This window comes from Burkholderia territorii, from assembly GCF_001718335.1.
Lineage (GTDB): Bacteria > Pseudomonadota > Gammaproteobacteria > Burkholderiales > Burkholderiaceae > Burkholderia > Burkholderia territorii.
The window spans coordinates 952,637-974,063 of sequence record NZ_CP013365.1 but is presented as its reverse complement, the minus strand read 5'-3'; the positions used below and the strand labels follow the sequence as shown (position 1 = coordinate 974,063).

General features: G+C 65.6%; 17 protein-coding genes. 5 read left to right on the top strand and 12 right to left on the bottom strand.

The features are described from left to right. The first annotated feature begins 25 nt into the window (after positions 1-25). Entirely contained in the window at positions 26-1,105 is a 1,080-nt protein-coding gene (locus WS51_RS04385; RefSeq protein WP_060024637.1) for a glycosyltransferase family 4 protein, read from the top strand. Between the two features lie 119 nt (positions 1,106-1,224). Here the strand turns inward: WS51_RS04385 and WS51_RS04380 are convergent, their stop codons facing one another. The 4 genes from WS51_RS04380 to WS51_RS04365 all read right to left on the bottom strand — a co-directional run bounded on the left by WS51_RS04380 (position 1,225) and on the right by WS51_RS04365 (position 7,440). Further along, positions 1,225-2,394 (bottom strand): acyltransferase family protein, encoded by a 1,170-nt coding sequence (locus WS51_RS04380; protein WP_059507298.1) that lies wholly within the window; start codon positions 2,392-2,394, stop codon positions 1,225-1,227. Between the two features lie 87 nt (positions 2,395-2,481). Next, complete coding sequence (locus WS51_RS04375; protein WP_069228656.1) at positions 2,482-3,885, bottom strand: oligosaccharide repeat unit polymerase; 1,404 nt, start codon at positions 3,883-3,885, stop codon at positions 2,482-2,484. Beyond that, positions 3,882-6,155, bottom strand: coding sequence for a polysaccharide biosynthesis tyrosine autokinase (locus WS51_RS04370; RefSeq protein ID WP_069228655.1), 2,274 nt, complete (start codon positions 6,153-6,155; stop codon positions 3,882-3,884). The genes WS51_RS04375 and WS51_RS04370 overlap by 4 nt, the downstream gene beginning before the upstream one ends. Before the next feature lie 58 nt (positions 6,156-6,213). Then, entirely contained in the window at positions 6,214-7,440 is a 1,227-nt protein-coding gene (locus WS51_RS04365) for a polysaccharide biosynthesis/export family protein (protein ID WP_059507295.1), read from the bottom strand. Between the two features lie 127 nt (positions 7,441-7,567). On the opposite strand from WS51_RS04365, the gene WS51_RS04360 reads away from it, so the two are divergent. Beyond that, positions 7,568-7,987, top strand: coding sequence for a hypothetical protein (locus WS51_RS04360; RefSeq protein ID WP_069228654.1), 420 nt, complete (start codon positions 7,568-7,570; stop codon positions 7,985-7,987). A 162-nt stretch (positions 7,988-8,149) separates the two neighbouring features. Here the strand turns inward: WS51_RS04360 and WS51_RS04355 are convergent, their stop codons facing one another. Beyond that, on the bottom strand, positions 8,150-10,006 hold the full coding sequence (locus WS51_RS04355; RefSeq protein WP_069229117.1) for a serine aminopeptidase domain-containing protein: 1,857 nt from the start codon (positions 10,004-10,006) through the stop codon (positions 8,150-8,152). A 575-nt stretch (positions 10,007-10,581) separates the two neighbouring features. On the opposite strand from WS51_RS04355, the gene WS51_RS04350 reads away from it, so the two are divergent. Together WS51_RS04350 and WS51_RS04345 are read left to right on the top strand one after the other, a co-directional pair. Continuing rightward, positions 10,582-11,841: an oligosaccharide flippase family protein gene (locus tag WS51_RS04350; RefSeq protein WP_059450524.1), complete on the top strand. Its 1,260-nt coding sequence runs from the start codon at positions 10,582-10,584 to the stop codon at positions 11,839-11,841. 499 nt (positions 11,842-12,340) lie between these two features. Continuing rightward, positions 12,341-14,542, top strand: coding sequence for a glycoside hydrolase family 3 C-terminal domain-containing protein (locus tag WS51_RS04345; protein ID WP_059507711.1), 2,202 nt, complete (start codon positions 12,341-12,343; stop codon positions 14,540-14,542). A gap of 192 nt (positions 14,543-14,734) precedes the next feature. Here WS51_RS04345 and WS51_RS04340 read toward each other — a convergent pair whose 3' ends face one another. After that, positions 14,735-15,982, bottom strand: coding sequence for an NAD(P)/FAD-dependent oxidoreductase (locus tag WS51_RS04340; protein WP_059540980.1), 1,248 nt, complete (start codon positions 15,980-15,982; stop codon positions 14,735-14,737). A gap of 110 nt (positions 15,983-16,092) precedes the next feature. Here WS51_RS04340 and WS51_RS04335 point away from each other — a divergent pair, with 110 nt between their 5' ends. Beyond that, positions 16,093-16,812 (top strand): class I SAM-dependent methyltransferase, encoded by a 720-nt coding sequence (locus WS51_RS04335; RefSeq protein ID WP_059773467.1) that lies wholly within the window; start codon positions 16,093-16,095, stop codon positions 16,810-16,812. 39 nt (positions 16,813-16,851) lie between these two features. Here the strand turns inward: WS51_RS04335 and WS51_RS04330 are convergent, their stop codons facing one another. From WS51_RS04330 to WS51_RS04305, 6 genes are read right to left on the bottom strand one after another with little or no spacing between them, the layout of a single operon-like run. Further along, positions 16,852-17,250 (bottom strand): hypothetical protein, encoded by a 399-nt coding sequence (locus WS51_RS04330; protein WP_059541405.1) that lies wholly within the window; start codon positions 17,248-17,250, stop codon positions 16,852-16,854. A gap of 47 nt (positions 17,251-17,297) precedes the next feature. Further along, on the bottom strand, positions 17,298-17,723 hold the full coding sequence (locus tag WS51_RS04325) for a signal peptidase (protein WP_069228653.1): 426 nt from the start codon (positions 17,721-17,723) through the stop codon (positions 17,298-17,300). 32 nt (positions 17,724-17,755) lie between these two features. After that, entirely contained in the window at positions 17,756-18,976 is a 1,221-nt protein-coding gene (locus tag WS51_RS04320) for a beta-ketoacyl synthase N-terminal-like domain-containing protein (RefSeq protein ID WP_069228652.1), read from the bottom strand. After that, positions 18,973-20,202 (bottom strand): beta-ketoacyl-ACP synthase, encoded by a 1,230-nt coding sequence (locus tag WS51_RS04315; RefSeq protein WP_069228651.1) that lies wholly within the window; start codon positions 20,200-20,202, stop codon positions 18,973-18,975. Before WS51_RS04315 ends, WS51_RS04320 begins: the two co-directional genes overlap by 4 nt. After that, on the bottom strand, positions 20,202-20,927 hold the full coding sequence (locus WS51_RS04310) for a 3-ketoacyl-ACP reductase FabG2 (RefSeq protein ID WP_059507288.1): 726 nt from the start codon (positions 20,925-20,927) through the stop codon (positions 20,202-20,204). Before WS51_RS04310 ends, WS51_RS04315 begins: the two co-directional genes overlap by 1 nt. Next, the gene (locus WS51_RS04305; protein ID WP_059507287.1) at positions 20,924-21,427 is read right to left on the bottom strand and encodes a hotdog family protein; all 504 of its coding nucleotides are present in this window, start codon (positions 21,425-21,427) and stop codon (positions 20,924-20,926) included. Before WS51_RS04305 ends, WS51_RS04310 begins: the two co-directional genes overlap by 4 nt.

Below are 21,427 nucleotides of genomic sequence, written 5' to 3'. Positions count from 1 at the left end.
CCGATTTCGACCTCCCCTTATCGACATGATCGCTTTCAACAAATCGAAGCAACTCGTATACAACGGCCGGTTCACCACGCAGAAGACAACCGGCGTGCAACGCGTCGCGCGCGAACTGATCGCCGCGCTGATCAAGTTCCAGCCACATGATCCGGTGACCGTGCTGGTGCCCCCCCAGCCCGGCGTCGAGGTAAGCGGCGCGAAGACGGTCAAGGTGGGCTTTTACAAAGGCGTGATCTGGGAACAGCTGATTCTCCCGTTATTCGCGCGCGGTGGCCGCATCGTCAATCTCAGCAACTCGGCATCCATTTTCGTCGGCAACCAGATCATCTACATGCACGACGCGGCTGTATTCGACACGCCCGCGCATTTCTCCCGGGCGTTTCGCGTGTGGTACCGGGTCATGTTCTGGATTCTCGCGCGAACCTCCGTTTGCGTGCTGACCAACTCCCGTTTCTCGCGGGATCGCCTCGCGCATCACTGCGGCGTCTCCGCGGAAAAGATCAGCGTCGTGCCGCTCGGTGCGGATCATCTCGATGCGCTGGAACCCGACACGAGCGTGCTCGACAAGCATGCGCTGACACCGGAGCGGTTCGTGCTCGCGGTCAGCAGCATGAATCCCACCAAGAACTTCGGGCGGCTGATCGCGGCGTTCCGGCAGATCAACGATCCGTCGGTCGATCTCGTCATCGTCGGCATGCGCAATGCCACCGTGTTCGGCAAGCAGGACGATCTCTCCGCAGCCGAACCGAACATCAAGTACGTGGGCTACATCAGCGACGAGCAACTAAAGGCGCTGTACCAGAACGCGGCGTGCTTCCTCTACCCGTCGATTTACGAAGGCTTCGGCATACCGCCGCTAGAGGCAATGCGCTACGGCTGCCCGGCGGTTGTCGGCAAATCGGCTGCGCTGCCGGAAGTCTGCGCCGATGCGGCGCTGTACTGCGATCCGTATTCGCAGGACGACATCGCGGAGAAGTTGCGCAGCCTGCTCGATTCTGCCGAGCTAAGGGCCGAGCTCAAGCGCAAGGGAAGCGTGCATGCGGAGAAATATCGGTGGAGCCGAAGCGCCGAGATGATGAAGGAGATCTTCGAGTCGCTGTAGGTCGACCGGCGCGTAACGTCATCGGGGAACGAGCGGAGCGACACGCCCTGCCGCCTCATGCGCTGCCGGACGTCGCAGTCGCGCCAGCGGCGGTCGCCATGCTCGGCAACTCGGCGCGGTTACGCGACGTTGACCGTGCTGCCGGCCGCAGCCCGTCGATTGCCGAACAGGCGCTTGCCGAGATACGACCTGACCGGCTCCTCGACGAACTTCGCGAGAGCGGCAGCGGAGACGATCGAAATACACGCAGCCAGCATCGCCGTTCTGACGACGTGGGTGTCGCCATGCGGTGCATACGCGAACACCAGCCTTCCGATCGGGTAATGCACGCAATAGAGCGGGTAAGAGATCCAGCCGAGGAATGTACTGATTCGTGCGATGACCTTGCCGCTCGGCGCCAGCATGGCGCCCCGGCAAACGAGCGCCGGCGCGACGAACAACAGCACGGCAAGTGCGTACATTCCCTTGATCGACGTTGGGAAAACGACGACCAGCAGGAACGCGACGAACAGCAAGTAGTCGCTCTTGATGAACCCGGCGACGAACCAGCGCGGCCTGGCCGTGAAACCGCCGTCGTGCATCTTTCCGATCGCAACGCCGAGCAGGAAACCGTAGCCGACCCTGAAGAATCCGCCGATGAAGTTGTCTGCCGACCAACCCTGATTCAGGATGACGGTCAGCTTGTCGTTGTCGAGACCCACGAGCCATCCATACACGACGAAAGCCCCGAGGCACGCATACGCCAGTCGCAGCAGATTCTGCGCACTCATCCTGATTGCCGCGATCAGCACGACACTCGCGAACAGCTCGAAGAACAGCGACCATGCGGGCGGATTCAACGGAAACACCCCTGGGTCATCCACCGCCGGCAAGCCGTGACTCGCCGCGCCGACGAATCCCGACACCGAGAAACGGCCGAGATACGGAACGAGAAAATAGTTCTGGCCGGTGGCTGCCGCCAGCTTGCCCAGCGAAAATGCGGCCGACGAGTGGATACGCATGACGACGAGGCTCACGAAACCGATCGTGAGCCCGATGCATATCATCGGGTACAGACGTATCACGCGTCGCTTCAAATACTCGCCCCACCACGACTCCTGACGCAATCTTTCTCCGTAAGATTGCGTGAGGATGAACCCGCTCAGCATGAAAAAAACGTCCACCGAAAGATACGCGCTCTGCAGTATCGGAATCGGCAGATCCTGCAAGAAGTGCATCAACATCACGCTGATTGCCGCAATGCCGCGCAATCCGTCCAGAATCTCAAACTTCTGCTTGTGAATAGCCATGAAAAGTAGTGGCTCCGGGAAATATTGGTTTTGGGACCCGGCAATCTACAAAGTGGTCGAATGCCCCGTATCGCTCGACCTTTGCTGTTATCGCGAGAGCACTGAATCGACGTCCGCGGTGCGATTCCCGTGCACCGTTGCGCGCTGTCTTGCATTCCCGTCCGATCGAGATCCATGAGCCTCCGGCGCAGCGCGCGCCGGCACCTTGGCGAACCAGTGGAATACGGCGATCAGCAGTACGACCGGCACGAAATTCCGTCCGCTGAACAGGTTCGGGGTCCGCATGATTTCCATGACCGACACGAACAGCACCGCGTGTACGCAGCACCAGAACCCGTTCCCGCTCCGCCAGCCCGCGTAACTGCGACCGACGGCCCAACCGAGCACGAGCGCATCGAACAAGCCGAACCAGCCCCACTCGTAGAAGTGGACGAAGATCCCGGACGGATTATTGAATTCCGGATCCGCGTAGCCGTTCAGGAACAGGTTGATGCTGTCTCCCGAGTCGAGCCACGGCTGCAACGTCGCGCCGATGATCGGAAAGCGCAGCAGCCAGTCGAACGTGAACATCGGGTGGCCCTGGTCCCAGCCCAGCACGCTCAATATTCCCGCGCCGTTGTTCAACGACGTCGAGTAGTACAGGCCGAGGCGTTCGAGCGCGAAATCGAACAGGTTGTCGTAGATGTTGACGTAATAGGCTTCCCACGACCGGTTGTATTCGTTCGCGATGAACAGCCCGAACAGCAGCGGGATCGCCGCATACGGGCCGAACGTCAATAATCGCGAATACCTGCCGCCAAGCCGGAATCGCACGGCCATGAGCGCTAGCGGCATCACCATTTCGATCAGCGCGAGCCGCTCGGCGAAGATGAAGCTGCGCACCAGTGTCAGCACCGCGAGCACGGCAAGGTAGACCTTGTAGCGATTCAGTCCCTTGACCGGGGTTCTGAACACATAGAAATACAGTACGACGTACGGTGCGGTCGCCTGCGTGAAGGTGCTCAGGCCCGTGATGCGCCCTTTCAGATCGAGCATGTCGTATGCGTTCGCCTCGCCTCGGACGAACGCGACCAGCAGTGCAGGATGCGTGGCGATGCCGCTCAGCAGCAACGCGTAGCCGAACAGCGCAAGCGCGAACACGAAATCGAGCACGCGAGGCGACAGTTCGATCGCGGCCGGCGGCGGACCTCTTCGCGTCCTCACTTCGGTCGTCGCGAGCCATGACGCGGCCATCACCACCATCAGGAACAGTGCACCGACGAACGCGTAGTAGCCGTCGAAGTAGATCCGCGCGATCGACTTCTGGTCGCCCAGCAGGCTGAGCGACAGCAATCCGTACAACGGGAGGATGAACATCAGCACGATGCGCGCCGGATCTTCCCACCAATAGCCGGTATAACCGCCCGCGGCATCGCGCAGCCGCGCCATCCGGCGCATCGTCGCGGGGCGCTGTCGCGGCCCGCCTCGCATGCCGCCCGCTCGCCGGTTCATGACGCCCGTTCCACCCGTTGCCGCGGCGCGATCACCCCGGCATATCCGGACGCAGCCTGATGGGTGTTGGTATCCGTATAACCGTAGTCGTACCGTCCCGGCGCTCCCTTGTAATCGTTCAGGACCACACCGCGCACGTCGATATGCGCGTGCTCCAGTCGTCGCGCACCTTCTTCGAGTTCGGCGAGCGTCGTCACGCCGCTGCGCGCAACGAGGAACACGGTTCCCGCCAAGCGTCCGAGCACCAGTGCATCGGCCACCGGCAGCAACGGCGGACCGTCGATCACGACCATGTCGTAGCGCGAGGCGACCTGCCCGATCAGTTCGGCGAGCGCGGGCTGCAGCAGCAGTTCGCCCGGATCGGGCACGACGCTGCCCATCGCGATGAAATCGAGACCCGGCACGACGCCACGCTTGATCGCCTCGTCGAGCTTATGGGTGCCTGCCACCACGTCGGACAGGCCCGGTGCACGGCTGTAGCGGAACCGCTCGTGCAGCGAGCCCTTGCGCAGGTCGGCATCGATCAGCAGCACGCGTCGCTTCGCCGCGCCGACGAGCGACGCGATATTCGCGGCGACGAACGACTTGCCGACACCCGTGGTGGGCCCGGAAATCAGGACTACGGGATTCGATGCGTCCGGCATCGACAGCTGCAGCGCCGCGCGAAAATTGCGCAGGCTCTCGAGCGCCGCGTCCTGGACGGCGACCGGCGAAACCGGTGCGCGCACGTCGCGCCGTCCGCCCTTCGGGCGCAACTCCGCTTGCGCCGCGACCGGGCTGTGCGGCACGGTTGCGAACACGGGCAGCCCCGTCGTCCATTCGATTTCCTCGGCATCACCGATCGTGCCGACGACGCGCTGCCGCACGATCACGATCGCCGCACCGGCCAGCAGGCCCAACATCAGCATCGCGATGACGGCGACCCCGCGATGCGGGCCGATCGGCTGCTCCGCCACCTTCGCCGTATCGACGATCCGCACGGTGCCCGTCTTGCTGGCCCGCGCGAGGATCATCTGCTGGCGCGTATTGAGCAGGTTCGTGTACAGCGCGGTATCGACTGCCACATCGCGCTGCAGTTGCAGCACGCCCTGTTCGACGGCAGGCAGTTGCTGGATCTGCTTGCGGGTCGTGTCGAGCGAACGCTGCGCGTCGGAGAGCTGGGCATCGACGGCCACTACGGCCGGATGCTTCGGCATGAAGCGCGTGAGCAATTCCTCGCGCCGCTGCTGCAACGTCTGCACGCGCGTCTCGATGTCGACCGACTGCTGGCGCAATGCCAGCGCCTCGTCGCTCGTATTGACCGTCCCGTGCGAGGCCCGGAACGCGTTGAACCGGCCCTCGGCTTTTTCCAGCTGCGCCTTGAGCTGCGGAAGCTGCGCATCCATGAAGCGGATCAGCTTGTCGGCCGCCTCGGACTTGCGCTGCGTGTTCTGCGCGAGGTACGCGTCGCCGATCGCATTCAGCACACGGCTGTCGTGCACGGGATCGGTGCCGTCGAGCGTCACGCCGATCATGTTCGACTGCTTGCCGCGCTCCGAGATCAGCGCGTTCTTCTGCAGCCAGGCCGTCGCCTCCTCGTCGCTGTAGCGTGTCAGGTCGAAGCGTGCGCCGGGCTTGCCGGCCACGCCGCGCACGAAGATGTCGAGCGGCCCCTGCGGCGTCTCGACATGCAGCGGCTGGCCGATGCGCCCCTGCCATGCCGGGCCGGTTCGGCCGAACCAGCCGATACGTTGCAGCGTGTACGCACCGTCGTCGCCGATGGTCAGCGCGAAGCGCTTGCCGAGCAGGCGCTTGGGCACGTCGAAGGTCGGCACGTCGATACGCTCGGTGCCGTATACGTAGCCGCCCGGCAACGGCGACGACACCCCGTCGGCTGCATTGACGAGCCGCCAGCCGATCAGCGGCAGGTAGTGCGGCCGCGCGTCGACGGCCAGATTGGTGCTGTCGATCGCGCGATCGAGCACCGCACGGGATTTCAGCACTTCGATCTCGGTCGATGCGTCCGTCTTCAGGTCGAACACCGACGACGGATCGCCCGTGGGCGACGTCGATTTCGAGTCGGTCGGGCTTTGCTCGACCTGGAACAGGATGTCGGTCCGGTAGACGGGCGCCGCACACAGCGCATACACCGCGCCGATGAGCGCGCCCGCGAGCGCCGTGCAAAGGATCAGGCGCCGGCCGCCGTACAGCATGCCCCAGTAGCGGCGCACCGGATAGGACGAACGAAGTGCGGGCCCGCCGTGCGGGTCGTGCATGGTCGAAGAAGTCATACGGCATCAGTCCCGTAGGCGCGACGCGCGGTCGCGATGACGAAATGGGTCACGAAGGTCACGGCGAAATCGCCTTGGCCGTCAGCGCTCCCTGCGCGGACGACGGAATCAGCAGGTTCACGACGCGGCTCCAGCGCACCAGCGACGACGCATCGACGAACACGACGTCGCGACGCTCGAGCGGAAACTGGTCGGCCAGCGCGAACGACGCGGGCGAACTGCCGTCGAGGTGGTACACCCGCGGGCGGTTGTCCGCGCCGCGACGCACGACGAACACCTGGCGTGCATCCGACGTGTACTGGCTCGCGCCGCCCGTGTCGCCGAGCGCTTCGCCGAGGCTCATCCGGCCGTCGGTCAGCGTCAGCGTCGCGGGGCGCGACACCTCGCCGAGCACGAACACCTTCGCGTCGCTCGCCGCGCGCACGCGCACCAGGTCGCCGTCGCGCAGCAGGATGTTCGACGGATTGACGCCCGCGGCGATCAATGCGGGCAGGCTCACGTTCACCGTCTTGTCGCCGCGCGTGACCGACACCTGCGAACGATCGGCCGTCGCGGTAAAGCCGCCCGCCCGGTCGATCGCCTCGGGCAGCGTCATCGGCATGTCGTTGACGATCTGCAGACCGGGCGTGCGCACTTCGCCATCGAGATAGACACGCTTGCTGCGATAGGTCTGCACGCGCAGTGCGATCTGCGGCTTGCGCACGTATTCGCCGAGCCGCTTGGTGAGCAGCGCGCGCGCCTGCGCCTCGGTCAACCCCGCCACGTGCACGAGGCCCGCGTACGCGAACTGCACGTTGCCGTTGGCGTCGACCGTGTAGCCGGTCGAAACCGAACTGGCGCCGACGCCGTCGCCGCTGCCCATCGTCTGCGTGGTCGGCAGGTTCAACTCGGGGTGGTCCCACACGACGATGCCGAGCACGTCGCCGGGCCCGATCGTGTATGGCTTCGGCTTGCCGAACAGCTGACGGATTTCCGCGTCGACATTGGCGGGCTGCCCCGCACGCTGCTGCGCGACGAACGCCGGCGTGATTTCGATCAGCTCCTCGCGCGACACGTTCTGCACGCCGTCGAGGCCGCCCGCGCCCGATGCATCGGCACTCACGCGCGCATTCGCGTCACGGTCGGCAGGTGCCCGGTACGTCATGCCGGGCGACAGCGCACATGCACTCAGCGCACACGCGGCCGCCACGATCGCCATGCGCGACAGCCACGGTGCGCGACGGATGCCGGCCATGCGTGGCCGAGGCGACCCGAGCGTCGATTCTGGTTGCGTGGTCATTGACATCGTGCCCTTCCAAAACTGTGTGGTAACCCGCCGAACGCGGCGAATTCCGGCATTACGCTTGCCGGCGCGGCTCGCATCGCGCTGCCGCGCCTCCCTCTACACCGCACGTCATTCCGTACGATTCGTCATGAACTGCTCTTCGTCGCTTTCGTCATTCGTCTGCATCGTCCTGGCCGGCATTGCCTGCGCGGTCAATGCGCAGACGTTACCCGCCGTCCCGGTCGACGCGCCGGCGTTTGCATCGTCGGCGGCGCTTCCGCCGGCACCGCTGCAACGTTCCGCGCAAGCCGCGCCGGCGGTCGACGCTGCCGATCCCGCTGCAGCCGCGTCCGCGGTCGCGATGCCCGCTCTCGCGCATCCGGCTGCCGGCACCGCCGGCGAACCCGACACGCGCGCCCGTCGCACGCTGCGCCGGCCGCTCGTACCGGGGCGGCCGCATCGCCCGCAACCGGCCAGTGCGCCCGCCGACGACACATGGCGCAGCGACACGTTGTACGCGTCGCCCTACGCGAAGTCGCCGTACGAGCACCCGGAAGATCCGGACTGACGCGTGCCGTCCGGCCATGCGGGAACGTGACCGGCGATGCGTCGATACGGGATTGGACACCACGACGAACGGTGCGTCTGTGAGCGACCCCACCCAACGCCGATCTTCATATGTAACGGGGATCGCACCCCGAAGTGCCAAGGCCGTGCGACGCACCGCGCATCACGGCTGGCCGACCGACACGCTCGCATACGATCCGGCCGCCGCTTCGGGTACGGCGGGATCGGCGACGCGCGCGACCGGCCGCGTCGAGTCGCGGCCCAGCGCCTGCATGCACCGGTCGATCACGATGTCGGTGCCCACCGCGCCGTACACCGCGTGGTCGACCTCCGGCTCGAGGTGCAGACGCACGTGACGCGAGCGCCGGAACGCGCGCTCGACTGCGCCGAAGTGACGCCGGACATCGTCGATACCCGGATCGAGCGCGCCGTACACCAGCGTCGTCCATACGTCGCGCTGCGCGAGCGCGTGCATCACGCCGCGTGGCGTGCCGAGGCCCGGCTTCCAGCCGACGCGCGCCGCGAGTGCCTTCGCCGGCACGCTGACCCGCGCGATCGCATTCGCGGCCACTGCGCGCACGATCGGCCGCAGATCGCGCCGTTCCCGCACGAGACGCTTCCACTTCTGCCAGTCGCGCACCGACAGCCAGTAGCCGCGCACCGAGTTGTTCCGCTGCTTCTGCACCGCCTCGAGCGAGAGCCCGGCCGGCCACACGAAGCGGGCCAGGTTGATCGCGATCACGCCGCCGAGCGACGGGGTCTTCACTGCCGCGTGCAACGCCGCATACGCGCCGGAACAAATGCCGGCAGCGGCGACCTCGGGGTGCCCGAGCGCGCGCAGCCAGTCGGCAGCAGCAGCCACGTCGTCGCTCGACTGCGCCGAATACACGACGCCCGACTGATCGTCCAGCGCAGCGGGCCCGCTATCGCCGACGCCATGCACGTCGATTCGCAGCGTCGTCACGCCGGCGCGTGCCAGCGTGCGCGCGAGGCGCACGCTGAAGCGTCCTTCGCCGCTGCGCGGATTGGTCGACGTGTTCGCGATCACGACCGCCGGTCCTGCCGGATTCGCCGGCCGCGTGTCGGCGGGACGGCACAGCACGCCGACCAGCCGGTGCGGACCGACCGCGACGACCTGCTCGGTCATGTCGTGCAAGTCGAGCGCGACAGCCGACTCGCCATTCCACGTCGGATCTGCTCGCGACGAGGTCTCGACGCTCGTCGGCATACCCGGCGCGCGTTCGACGATCCAGTCCGAGAGCGTGTCGATTGCCGCGAGCGGCAAGCGCGAGCGCGTACCGTCCAGCATCGTCGTCGGCCATTCGCGAAACGGATCGCTCGCCACGTCGACGCCGCGCTCGAGCAGCGCCTCGCGCAATGCCGGCCCGTCGCCTTGATCGGGCTGGATCAGCAGCATCGCGCCGGGCAACGTCGGCGCATCGCGCACGACGTCGCACAGATCGACCGCCTTCAGCGCTTCGACGAAATCGGCGGGGAAGCGGTGGCCGAGCACGTTCATGCACGGTTCATCGCGATGCGCGGCGCGGATTGCGGGCGACGTGGTATCGAGCCACTGCCGATGCACGAACGACAGCTCACGCAGGTAAGCGCGGCCGCGCACGACCGGTGCCAGCGCCACCAATGCGTCCACGCGCGGCGCCGGGCGCGGGCCGATACCCGCCGCGGCCAGCATCGCGAACATCGCGCCCGCGCGGATCCCGACGAGCGTCACCGCGGTCACGCCAACCTGATCGCGCAACAGGTCGATCGCATCGTGAATGCTGGCGATGCTCGCGGCATGCCGACCGGCGTCGCGGTCGTCGCCCGCCGAGTCGCCGGTGCACGGATAGCTGAATCGCAATACCGTGACGCCCTCGCGGGCCAGCCGCTCCGCGATCGCCCGCATGAGCTTGTACGTCCACGAAGCCTCGTGACCCAGCGATTCGCACAGGATCACGCCTTGTGTCGTCTGTCCTTCGTGCAGCCACCCCACGCAGCTGCCGAACGTTATCGGCTTCAATCGGTACTCCTCGGATTGGTATTTGTTATCGGATGCGGACATGCGCTCCGGCGGCTCCACCGGATTCGGCCATTCCACGATCATGTGACTGCGCTACGGCGCACGACCCTCGGACAACGGACATCCGCCGCGCCCCTGCGCGACGCGTCCGGCCTGCGACACGCGTCGTCCTGGCCCGCTGCCGAGAACGGCCCGTTCGCGGTCCGAGTCGTCATCAGGCCTTTTCGCCGCGAACCAAAACAGTCGTTCGATTAAAGCACTCGGTCCGAGCGTTCTTCGGTGCGCCAGCTTACAAATGCATTCATCACTACCGCGATACAACGAGGCACCTGCTGTCCCGATTCGAGCCGCGGCTGTGTACCGAATCCGCGAAAGGTAGGCTCGCGAACACTGTCCCCCTGCCCGGCCCGTATCATGACCGCCATACGATGTGGCCGTGTCCGGCTCCGCCGGGCGAGACCGGTGCCTGCCGGAACGGGCCGCGAAGCCATGCAGCCGGGTCAGCGCCGACCGGCTGCGCAAGCGCACCGCGGCCCGCACGCCGCCCAGCGACACCCACGGCGCCGACCAAGCGAATGTCAAACCTCAAGAAGAATTTCCTGCTGCTGCTGACGCTGCAGATTTCGATGTATGCGGTACCGCTGCTGATCGCACCGCTGCTCACGCATGCGCTGGGCCCGGAGGGCTACGGGCAGCTCGCGTTCTCGCTTGCGGTCATCGCGTACCTCACCAACTGCACGAGCTACAGCTTCGACCTCACCGCCACGCCACGCATCGCGCTCGCCCGCGACGATCGCGCCGAACGCTCCCGCATCTTCTGGGCGACGCTGTATGCGCAGATCGGCATCGCGGTGATCTGCTTCATCGTGCTGGTCGGACTGATCGTGCTGGTCGGCCGCTTCGGCGAGGATCGCGACCTGCTGCTGATCGGCTTCGGGATGGTGGCCGGCGTGGCGTTCACGCCGGGCTGGTATTTCCAGGGCATGGAGAAGCTGCGCGCGCTGAGCGTGATCCTGTTCGTCGGCCGCATCCTGAGCCTGCCGGCGATGTTCGCTCTCGTGCACAGTCCGGCCGATATCGACCGTGCGATGATCGTCAACGCCGCCGTCCCGACGCTGTCCGCACTCGTGCTCGGCGTCTATCTGTATGCGCAGCGCGAAATCGACTTCGTTCGCGTCGGTTTCGCCGACATCGCCGAATCGCTGAAAGGCGGCTGGCAGGTGTTCCTCGCGTCGACGTCGATTGCGTTCTATGCGTCGACCAACACCGTGCTGCTCGGCTTCGTGTCGGGCAACGTCGCGGCCGGCTATTTCGCCGCCGGCGACAAGCTGATCCGCGCGGCGCTCAGCATGCTCCAGCCGCTGAAGGCCGCCACCTATCCACGCATCAGCTACCTGATGCGGCATGCGCGAAACGACGCATTCTCGTTCCTGCGCAAGCTGTTCGTCGTGCAGGTCGCGATGGTGCTCGGCATCTCGCTCGCGATCTTCTTCGGCGCGCCGCTCGCCGTGCGCATCCTGTACGGCCCTTCATACGAACCGACGGTCCAGGTGTTGCGCTGGATGGCGTTCATTCCATTCATGGCCGGGATGACCGATCTATTCGGTGTGCAGACGATGCTTCCGCTCGGGATGAAATCGGAATTCACGCGGGTGCTCATGTCATCGGGCATTCTGAACATCGTGCTCGTGCCCGTGCTCGCGAAGTACTTCGCCGAACTGGGCGCCGCAGCCGCCGTGCTCACGGCCGAGGCTGCTGTCGCAGCGGCGCTTGCGACCGTCGTCTATCGTGCCGGGATTCCGCTTCCCGGCAGTCCCGTCGCTCGGCGCGGCTAGGCCCGTTCACGCCCCTCCGGTTTCCCCGGAGGCAGCCGGAATCCGACGGCATCGCGTTCGATGCGCGCGCAACGAGCCGCATTGCGCGAGCACGCACGTCTGCGCCTCCCTCCCCTCCGAGCGCTCGCGCGCAGGTACTTCTTACCCTGCTGCACACGCACAATCAGAACCGCTTACCGTCTTTTTCCCGCGCGACGCAATCGCATCGAAAAAAGATCGTACGTATCGGTAGAAACACCGATGCTGTAGTCAAACTACATTCGTACGATTGGCCACTGCAGAGAATCGCTACATCCGATTCGGCAGTGTCGGGCGGTCCGCGTCGCCGTCCGCGTTGTTCGATCGGGCCCAACCGGCCGTAACGATTCCCCGCCTGGTCTGGCATGCCGACGCGCAATCACCCTGCATCGCCAGCCGAATGCGTCCGGTGCGAATCCACCGGCCGTGCGCAGCTCCAGACATCATTCGAACAACCGGCAATACGATCATGGAGAGCAACATGCGGGACACACTCTGGCCGGCCGCCGTGCTGGCAGCGGCCCTCTGCACCACCGCCTATGCAGGCAACGCCGACTTCAATTCGCAGGGCGACGCCACCGACACGTTCGCATCGTCGGCCGCGCAACGGCGCGCCGATCTCCTCGTGCGCAAGATGACGCTCGACGAGAAATTGCAGTTCATTCATTCGCAATACGAAATGTCAAAAGTGCCGGGCGGCGGTGCCGGCTACATCCAGGGCGTGCCGCGGCTCGGCATTCCCGATCTCAACATGGTCGACTCCGCGACCGGCTCCGGCAGCACGTCGCAGGCGAGCACGACCTTCCCCGCGACGATTGCCGTTGCCGCGAGCTGGGATCGCCGCCTGTCGTACGACTATGGGAAGCAGGTCGCGATCCAGTTGCGCGCGCAAGGATTCGGCATGGGTCTCGGCGGCGGGACCAACCTCGCGCGCGAGCCGCGCGGCGGCCGGCTGTTCGAGTATCTCGGCGAGGATCCGCTGCTGGCCGGCGACCTGCTCGCGGAGCGCACGCTCGCCACGCAGCGGCAGAAGGTCATCGCGACCATCAAGCACTATGCCGGCAACGAGCAGGAACATGGCCGGATGGGCGGCAACACGCAGATCGACGAGCGCACGTTGCGCGAGCTCTACCTGCTGCCGTTCGAGATCGCCGCGAAACGCGGGCAGCCCGGCAGCGTGATGTGCAGCTACAACCGGCTGAACGGCACGTATGCATGCGAGAACAATCATCTGCTGAACGACGTGCTGAAGAATGAATGGGGCTTCCAGGGCCAGGTGCAATCCGACTGGGGCGCGGCGCACAGCACCGCTGCGGCGATCAACGCCGGGCTCGACGAGGAAGAGGACGTCGGGCCGACCGTGTACCTCACGCCAGCCGCCGTCAAGCAGGCAATCGCGAACGGCTCGGTGTCGACCGCGCGCCTCGACGACATGGTGCGCCGCAAGCTGGCCGTGATGATTCGCGTCGGCGTGATGGACGATCCGGCCAAGGGTGGCGGCTCGATCGATTTCGCGGCGGCGAACCGGTTCGCACAGGGCGTCGCGGAGCAGTCGATCGTTCTGCTGAAGAACGACGGCAACCAGTTGCCGCTGGCGGCAGCGGCGTTGTCGCGCATCGCCGTGATCGGCGGCCACGCCGATGCGGCCGTCCTGTCCGGCGGCGGCTCGGGCAACACGCGCGATCCCGTCACCGGTTCGTTCGCAGGCTGCGGCGGGCTGACCTTCGGGTCGTCTACGGGTTGCAGCTGGTGGCGCAATCCGTGGCTCAAGGTCGACGTGCCGATCGTCGCGGCGATCCGCGCGCTCGCGCCGGCAGCGCAGGTCACGTTCGCCGGCAACAGCGACCAGCAGTCGCCGTTCCGCGCGTACACGCAGCAGGAAATCGACCAGGCCGCCGCGCTCGCGGGCCGCTCGGACGTCGCGATCGTCGTGGTCGCGCAGCCGGCCGGCGAGGATTTCGGTGATCTGCAAAGCCTGAGCCTCGCGAATCCGTCGAACCAGGACGCGCTCGTCGAAGCGGTCGCGCGTGCGAATCCGCACACGATCGTCGTCGTCCAGAGCGGCAATCCGGTGCTGATGCCGTGGAAGGACAACGTGTCGGCGATCGTCGAGGCCTGGTATCCGGGCGAGGCCGGCGGCAAGGCCATCGCGAACGTGCTGTTCGGCGCGGTCAATCCGTCCGGCAAACTGCCCGTCACGTTCCCGGCGCGCGACCAGGATTCGCCGGCGTGGGGGCAGAACGGTACGTTCGAGAACGATCCGGTCTACGCGGAGAAGCTGAACATGGGCTATCGCTGGTACGACGCGCGCAACATCAAGCCGATGTTCGAATTCGGCTACGGGCTGTCGTACACGCACTTCGCGTATTCGGGCCTGTCGGTGTCGCGGCAACGGGACGGCTCGCTGAGCGTCGCATTTACCGTGCGCAATGATGGGCGCGTCGCCGGCGCGGAAACGCCGCAGGTTTATCTCGGCGTGCCGTACAAGGACGAACCGCCGAAGCGGCTGGTCGGCTGGGAAAAAATCCGGCTGAATCCCGGCGAGGCCCGGCATGTGCGCGTGACCGTGTCGCCGCGGATGCAGAGCGTGTGGGACACCTCGCGCAATGGCTGGAAGTTCGTGCCGGGCGGGACGGTGTATGTGGGTGCATCGTCGCGCGATATCCGGCTGCAGGGTAGCTGAGCGGACAGCCCGGCGAAGCCGGGCGTCGGACGGCGCATTCCTCGGCGCTTGGCTCGCGCGGCTACGGTTGCCGCGACGAACGATGCAGCGGGTGGTCGGCCGTGGCCGCATGGTCCCGTGACGGATGAAACGGGAACCCGGACGTCTCCCGACGTCCGGGCCTGCCCGCACCGCCCATGCACCTGACGCGAATCAACGGAGGCCGCCGGAACGGCAGAACTCGGCGAGCACGTCGAGGCCGCGCGCCGGTTCCCGCACGAACGGATTCGACTCGTCCCACGCGTAGCCGGCGAGGATCGAGCAGACCATCCGCTTCACGTCGGATGCCTTGTCTTCATGAAACACGATGTCCTGCAGCGATCCTGAATACCAGCGCTCGACGAATGCGCGGAACGTGTCGATGCCCTTGCGCAACGCGACGTCGTAATCGGTCGCCCAATCGACGGCCTCGCCGCGCAACTGCCGTTCGAGCACGGCAACCGCCAGATGGGCCGACCGCAGCGCGATCGTCACGCCCGACGAGAAGATCGGATCGAGGAATTCGCCCGCGTTACCGAGCAGCGCATAGCCGCGGCCGTGCAGGGACGCGACATTCGACGCATAGCCCGAGATGCGACGCACCGGCATCACGAACGGCTTGCTGCCGACAAGCCGCGACAGTGTCGGCTCACTCTGCAGCAATTCGCGCAACCGCGATTCCTGCTGCGCTTCCGGCACGTCCAGGAATGCGGCATCGGCCACGCATCCGACCGACGAACGCCCGTTCGTCAGCGGAATCATCCAGAACCACACATCGCGTCGCTCCGGATGAACGGCGATGCAGATCTTGTCGCGATCGGTCGAGCCGGCCGGCAGGTTATCTTCGACGTGCGAAAAGATCGCCGCGCGCGTCGGCAGGCCGGTCGGCGCCTCGAGTCCCAGCAGGCGCGGCAACACGCGGCCGAACCCGCTCGCATCGAGTACGAACGACGCTTGAACGGAATATTCGTGACCGGCTTCGTCGACGACATCGAGCCGCGGCGTATCGCCAGGCTCGAAAGCACGCACGGTATGACCGAATCGAACGTCCGCGCCCTGTTCGGCTGCGCAGCGGATCAGCAGATCGTCGAACGCAGCGCGTTCGACCTGATAGGCCGTTCCCCAGCCCTCGGAAAATTTTTCGCGGAAATCGAACGACGACATCCTGTCGCGATAGACGAAATACGCGCCGTTCTTGAACTGGAAGCCGGCCTCGACGACCGCCTGCAACATGCCCGCTTCTTCGAGATACCGCATGCTCTGGGGCAACAGGCTTTCTCCGATCGAGAAGCGCGGAAAATGCTGGCGTTCGAGCACCAGCACCGAGCGCCCGGCCTTGCGCAGCAGCGCGGCCGCGACGGCACCGGACGGCCCTGCGCCGATGATCGCGACGTCGATCGAATTCGATTTCATTTCACTCATGCTTGCCAATTCACTTCGATTGATTGGATATCTTACGTTTCTCACACCACGATTTGACGTTGCAAACTACAATAGGCGCTCAACAAATCCAAGATTCCGCCGAGAGACCCATGACGTCCTACCGCACGCACGCTCCCGCCTATGTTCCCGAAACCCGATTCGGCATCTGGTTTCTTCGCACGCATACCTGGGAACATCACGTGCTCAGGGTGGCCATCGACGATCTGAAGCGGCTTGTCGCGGCGCCGCTGCCGACGGCGCCCGTCATCCTCGATGCAGGCTGCGGCCAGGGCAAGTCGTTCCGCCTGCTGAGCGAAGCGTTCTCGCCCGGCAAGATCATCGGTATCGATTGCCACGACGACTCGCTCGAGCATGCGTCGGAAGAGGCGCGTCGCTGCGCAACGCCCGTCGAACTCCATCACGCCGACTGCACGCAGATTCCGCTCCCCGATGCGAGCGTCGACATCGTGTTCTGCCATCAGACCTTCCACCACCTCGTCGACCAGGAGCATGCGCTGGCCGATTTTCGCCGCGTGCTGAAACCCGGCGGGTTGCTGCTGTTCGCCGAATCGACCGATGCCTACATCAAGTCCTGGGTGATCCGGCTGCTGTTCCGTCACCCGATGGAAGTTCAGAAAAGCGCAGACGGCTACCTTGCAATGCTCCGCCACGCCGGATTTGCATTCGAAGCCCGCAACGTGTCGTTTCCCTACCTGTGGTGGAGCCGTGCGAAAGACTTCGGCCTGCTCGAGCGCATCGGCCTGTATGCGCCGAAGCCCGGCCGGCGCCGCGAGACGCTCGTCAACGTCGCCGCGCGCAAACCTGCGTGAGCGAACAAGGCCGCCGTCCGGCGGCCTCTTCCAGCCCGGTTACTGCTTCAACGTCACCACTTCGCCGGTCAGTGCTGCCCCTGCCATGACCGCCCCGGCACCGCACGTGAACTCGGTCGCGCTGGATCGCAACACGTTGCGGTAATTGCTCTTGATGCCGATGACGGCATTGCCGCCTTCCTTTCGCGCGCGTGCCTGAAGCTCGATCACGGCCGACAGGAATACGTGCTGGCACGCTGCCTCGTCGCTCTTGCCGAACGAATTGGTCTTCTTGTTGGTTGCAAACGAGCCGTACGACTTGATGACGCGCGGATGCGCCTGATCGCCGAAATAGAGCGCGACGCCATCATCGAGCTTGCCCGGCTCACTCTTCAATGCGCTCTCGATCGGATAATCGTTGATCGTGTCCCGTGCGTGTGCAGCCGAAGCCGCGAACATCACGCCAAACAGCGCCACTGCAATGCGATATTTCACGTGGACTCCCGTTATTGCGCGTTCAGCTGCACGACGTCACCCGAGACGGCGATCGCACCGGCACTGCCGCTCACGCCGCACGTATATTCGCTCGTCGAATTCGAGCGCTTCTCGTGAAAACGCGTCGTCACGTTGATGACCGCATTCCCGCCATGATTCTTCGCGTAGACGCGAAGGCGGTTCAGCGCTTCTGCCAACGCCTGATCGCACGTTTGCTGCTCGGCTTGAGTCCCGCGCTGGACACGCACCGATTCCGAACGCGGACCAATGGTGGTCTTGATATCCGGATGCGGCTGCGCACCGAAATAGACCGCGACGCCGCTCGTATCCGATGCCGTTACCGCTGCGGGCAGAGGCAGCGAACGGACCACGGTGCCGCACCCCGTCAGCAATGATGCCGCGACCAACATGCCGGCCAGATGTCCTTTGTGCTTCATTGTTATCGTCCTCTCAGCTCAGTAGGTTCACATCAATCGCCCTTCCAGGCGTCCAACAACAGACTTGCACAGCTGCCGCCGAATCCGAACGAAATCGACAGCGCGCGCTCGATTGCCCCTTCACGCGCGTCGCGCACGAGCGGCATGCCGGCGATGGCAGGATCGGCCTCGTTGCCGACTGCCGTGCCCGCGACGAATCCGTCGCGCATCATCAGGATCGTATAAATCGCTTCGTGCGCCCCGCTTGCGCCGAGCGGATGCCCCGTCATGCCTTTCGTCGACGAAAACGCCGGCACATCGCCGCGGAATACGTCGACGAGCGCCTTCAGCTCCTCGATGTCGCCAAGCGGTGTCGACGGCGCGTGCGTATTGACGTAGTCCGGGCGTCGTCCGCCGCCGTCCAGCGCGCCACGCATTGCCCGCGCGATCCCGTGCGCGTGAGGCGTCGCCATGCCGGCGCTGTCCGTGCATTGACCGAACCCGGCGACTTCCGCGTAAACGCGCGCGCCACGCGCACGCGCGTGCTCGAGCGATTCGAGCACGAGAATGCCTGCGCCGGATGCGATCACGAAGCCGTCGCGGCCAAGCGCATACGGGCGCGACGCGCTGTCCGGCGTATCGTTGAAACTGCTGGACAACGCGCCCATCGCGTCGAACATCAACGTCATGTTGTCGTGCAGTGCCTCGCTTCCGCCCGCCAGCACGATGTCCTGGCAGCCGGACCGGATCAATTGCGTCGCCTGGCCTATCGCGAGCGCCGAGCTCGTGCATGCGGACGATGGCGAGTACGACACACCCTCGATGCCGAACAACTGCGCAACGCACGCCGACGCCGTGCTGCTCATCGCCTTCGGGACGACATAGGGTGGTGTCTTGTCGATGCCGCGATGTTGCGCAATCGCCATCGCATCGTCGTAATCGGCCATCGAACCGATTCCCGACCCGACGATCGCGCCCGCGCGCGGCGAACGAAGTACCGCGGCATCGAGGCCCGCGTCGTCGAGCGCCGAGGCGGCGGCATGCGCGGCAAAGCGCGCCGTGTCGCCCATGAATCGTTCGTGCTTGCGCGAGAACCGCGCAGCCGAGGCGACCGATGCCACCCCTGCGACCTGGCTGCGAAAACCGCGCTCGCGCCAAGCGTTCACGCGGCTCACACCCGAGCGACCGGCGCGCAGCGCCGCCGATACTTCGTTCAGCGAATTACCGAGACACGACACGATACCGAGTCCCGTGACGACGACGCGCGCCGTCACGGGGCAGCTCGCCGGAAGATCAACGACGTGTTGATCCCGCCGAATGCGAAGTTGTTGCTCATCACGAACTCCGCATCGATCCGGCGCGCGTCGCCGATGATGTAGTCGAGCGATGCACAAGCCGGATCGACCGTGTCGAGATTGAGCGTCGGCGCATACCAGTTGCGTTTCATCATCTCGATCGTCCACCACGCCTCGAGCGCGCCGCATGCGCCGAGCGTGTGGCCCACATAGCTCTTCAGCGAACTGATCGGCATACGCTCGCCGAACACGGACGCCGTCGCATGACTTTCCGCCACATCGCCTCGATCGGTCGAAGTGCCGTGCGCGTTGACGTAGCCGATTGCACCGGCATCGAGCCCCGCATCGTCCAGCGCCAGACGCATGGCGACCGCCATCGTCTCGGCCGTCGGTTGCGTGATGTGCGCGCCGTCGGAATTGCTGCCGAAACCGACGATCTCCGCGTGGATCGTCGCGCCGCGTGCGATCGCGTGCTCGTATTCCTCGAGCACGAGCGTCGCCGCGCCTTCGCCGACCACCAGGCCGTCACGATCGACATCGAACGGGCGCGGCGTGAGGTTCGCGTCGTCGTTGCGCGTGCTGGTCGCGTACAACGTGTCGAACACCGCCACCGCCGGGCCCGACAATTCTTCCGCACCGCCGGCCAGCATCAGCGTCTGCTTGCCCGTCGCGATCGCCTCGTACGCATAGCCGATCGCCTGGCTGCCGGACGCGCAGGCCGACGACGTCGGCACGATCCGTCCTTTCAGATCCCAGAACAGGCTGACGTTGACCGCCGTCGTGTGCGGCATCATCTGCACGTAACTGTTCGATGTGACGTCCCGCATCGAACCCGTCTCGATCATCGTGCCGAATGCGCGGATCGGGTCGACCGATCCCGACGACGATCCGTACGCAACGCCCATCCGGCCGTCCCGGATCGACGGATCGTCGGTCAGCCGCGCATCCGCGAGCGCGAGCTCGCTCGCGCGCACCGCGTACATCGAAACCGGCCCCATCGAGCGCGTCTTCTTGCGCGGATACGTGCCCGGCACCTCGAAGCCCGGCAACGGGCACGCAAGCCGCGTATGCAGCGCTTCGTAGCAGTCCCATTCCGGTATGCGCCGTACCGCATTGCGCCCGTCGCGCAAGTGCGCCTCGATTTCCGGCCAGCTTTGACCGAAGGCGGTCACCCCGCCCATCCCCGTCACGACCACTCGCTTCATCACACCATCCCGCCATTGACGCCGATGACTTGCCGGGTGACGTAGGTCGCCGCATCCGACATCAGGAAGCCGACGACCGCCGCGACTTCGTCCGGTTGGCCAACGCGGCCCATCGGCACCGCTTTCAACGCGTGCTCCAGCGGCACGTCGTCGAGCATGCCGGTGTCGACCAGCCCGGGAGCAACGCAATTGACCGTGATCTTTCGCGATGCCAGTTCGACCGCCAGCGCCTTGGTCGCGCCGATCAGGCCGGCCTTCGCGGCGCTGTAGTTCACCTGACCGCGATTGCCCGTCACGCCCGACACGGATGCGATCGTCACGATGCGGCCGCCACTGCGCAGCCGCACCATCGGCATCGTCAGCGGATGAACGATGTTGTAGAACCCGTCCAGCCCGGTTTCGATCACGACGTCCCAGTCCTCTTCCGACAACGCCGGGAATGCACCATCCCGCGTCACGCCTGCATTGCAGACGATCCCGTAGTACGCGCCGTTCGCCTCGACGTCGGCCTCCAGCTCGCGCCGGCACGCCGCGCGGTCGCGCACGTCGAACTGCAGCACGCTGGCCGTGCCGCCCTGCGCGCGAATCGTCGCGGCGACCGCCTCCGCAGCCTCGCGTCCGGTGCGGCAATGAACCGTTACGGCGAAGCCGTCGGACGCCACGCGCAGTGCCACGGCGCGGCCGATGCCGCGGCTCGCTCCTGTCACGAGAACTCGCCGAGTCATGAGTTGAAGCTCCCTTCGATAAAAGATTGGAAATCGTTCGGTTGGTACACCTTGACGACGGCTTCCGCGCAACAATGGCCTTCGGCATGAATCGCGCATTCGTATGCGCCGTGCCCTTCGTCGCCACGCAACAGTTCCCGCGCGACGATGCGCAGAACCGTGTCGGCGCCGAACGTCGCGCGATGCGCGACATAACGGTTGGCGCCGAGCAGCACGCCCGGCTTCGCGCGGCCGCCCGCATGCGCGGCAAGCAGGCCGACGTGCGCGGCGATCGCCTGCGCCATCAGCTCGATGCCGATCCACGCCGGCATCGCCCCGCTGCCGTCGGCATACCACGCATCGGGGCGCACGGTCGCACGCACCTCGATGCCGGTTTCCGAGCAGCGCTCAATCGCATCGAGCAGCAGCATCGTGCCGCGATGCGGCAATACGTCCGGCACATTTCCGACCGGAATGTCCGCGCCGCCGTGCAGCGCGTCGATCAATGGTCCGGCATGCAT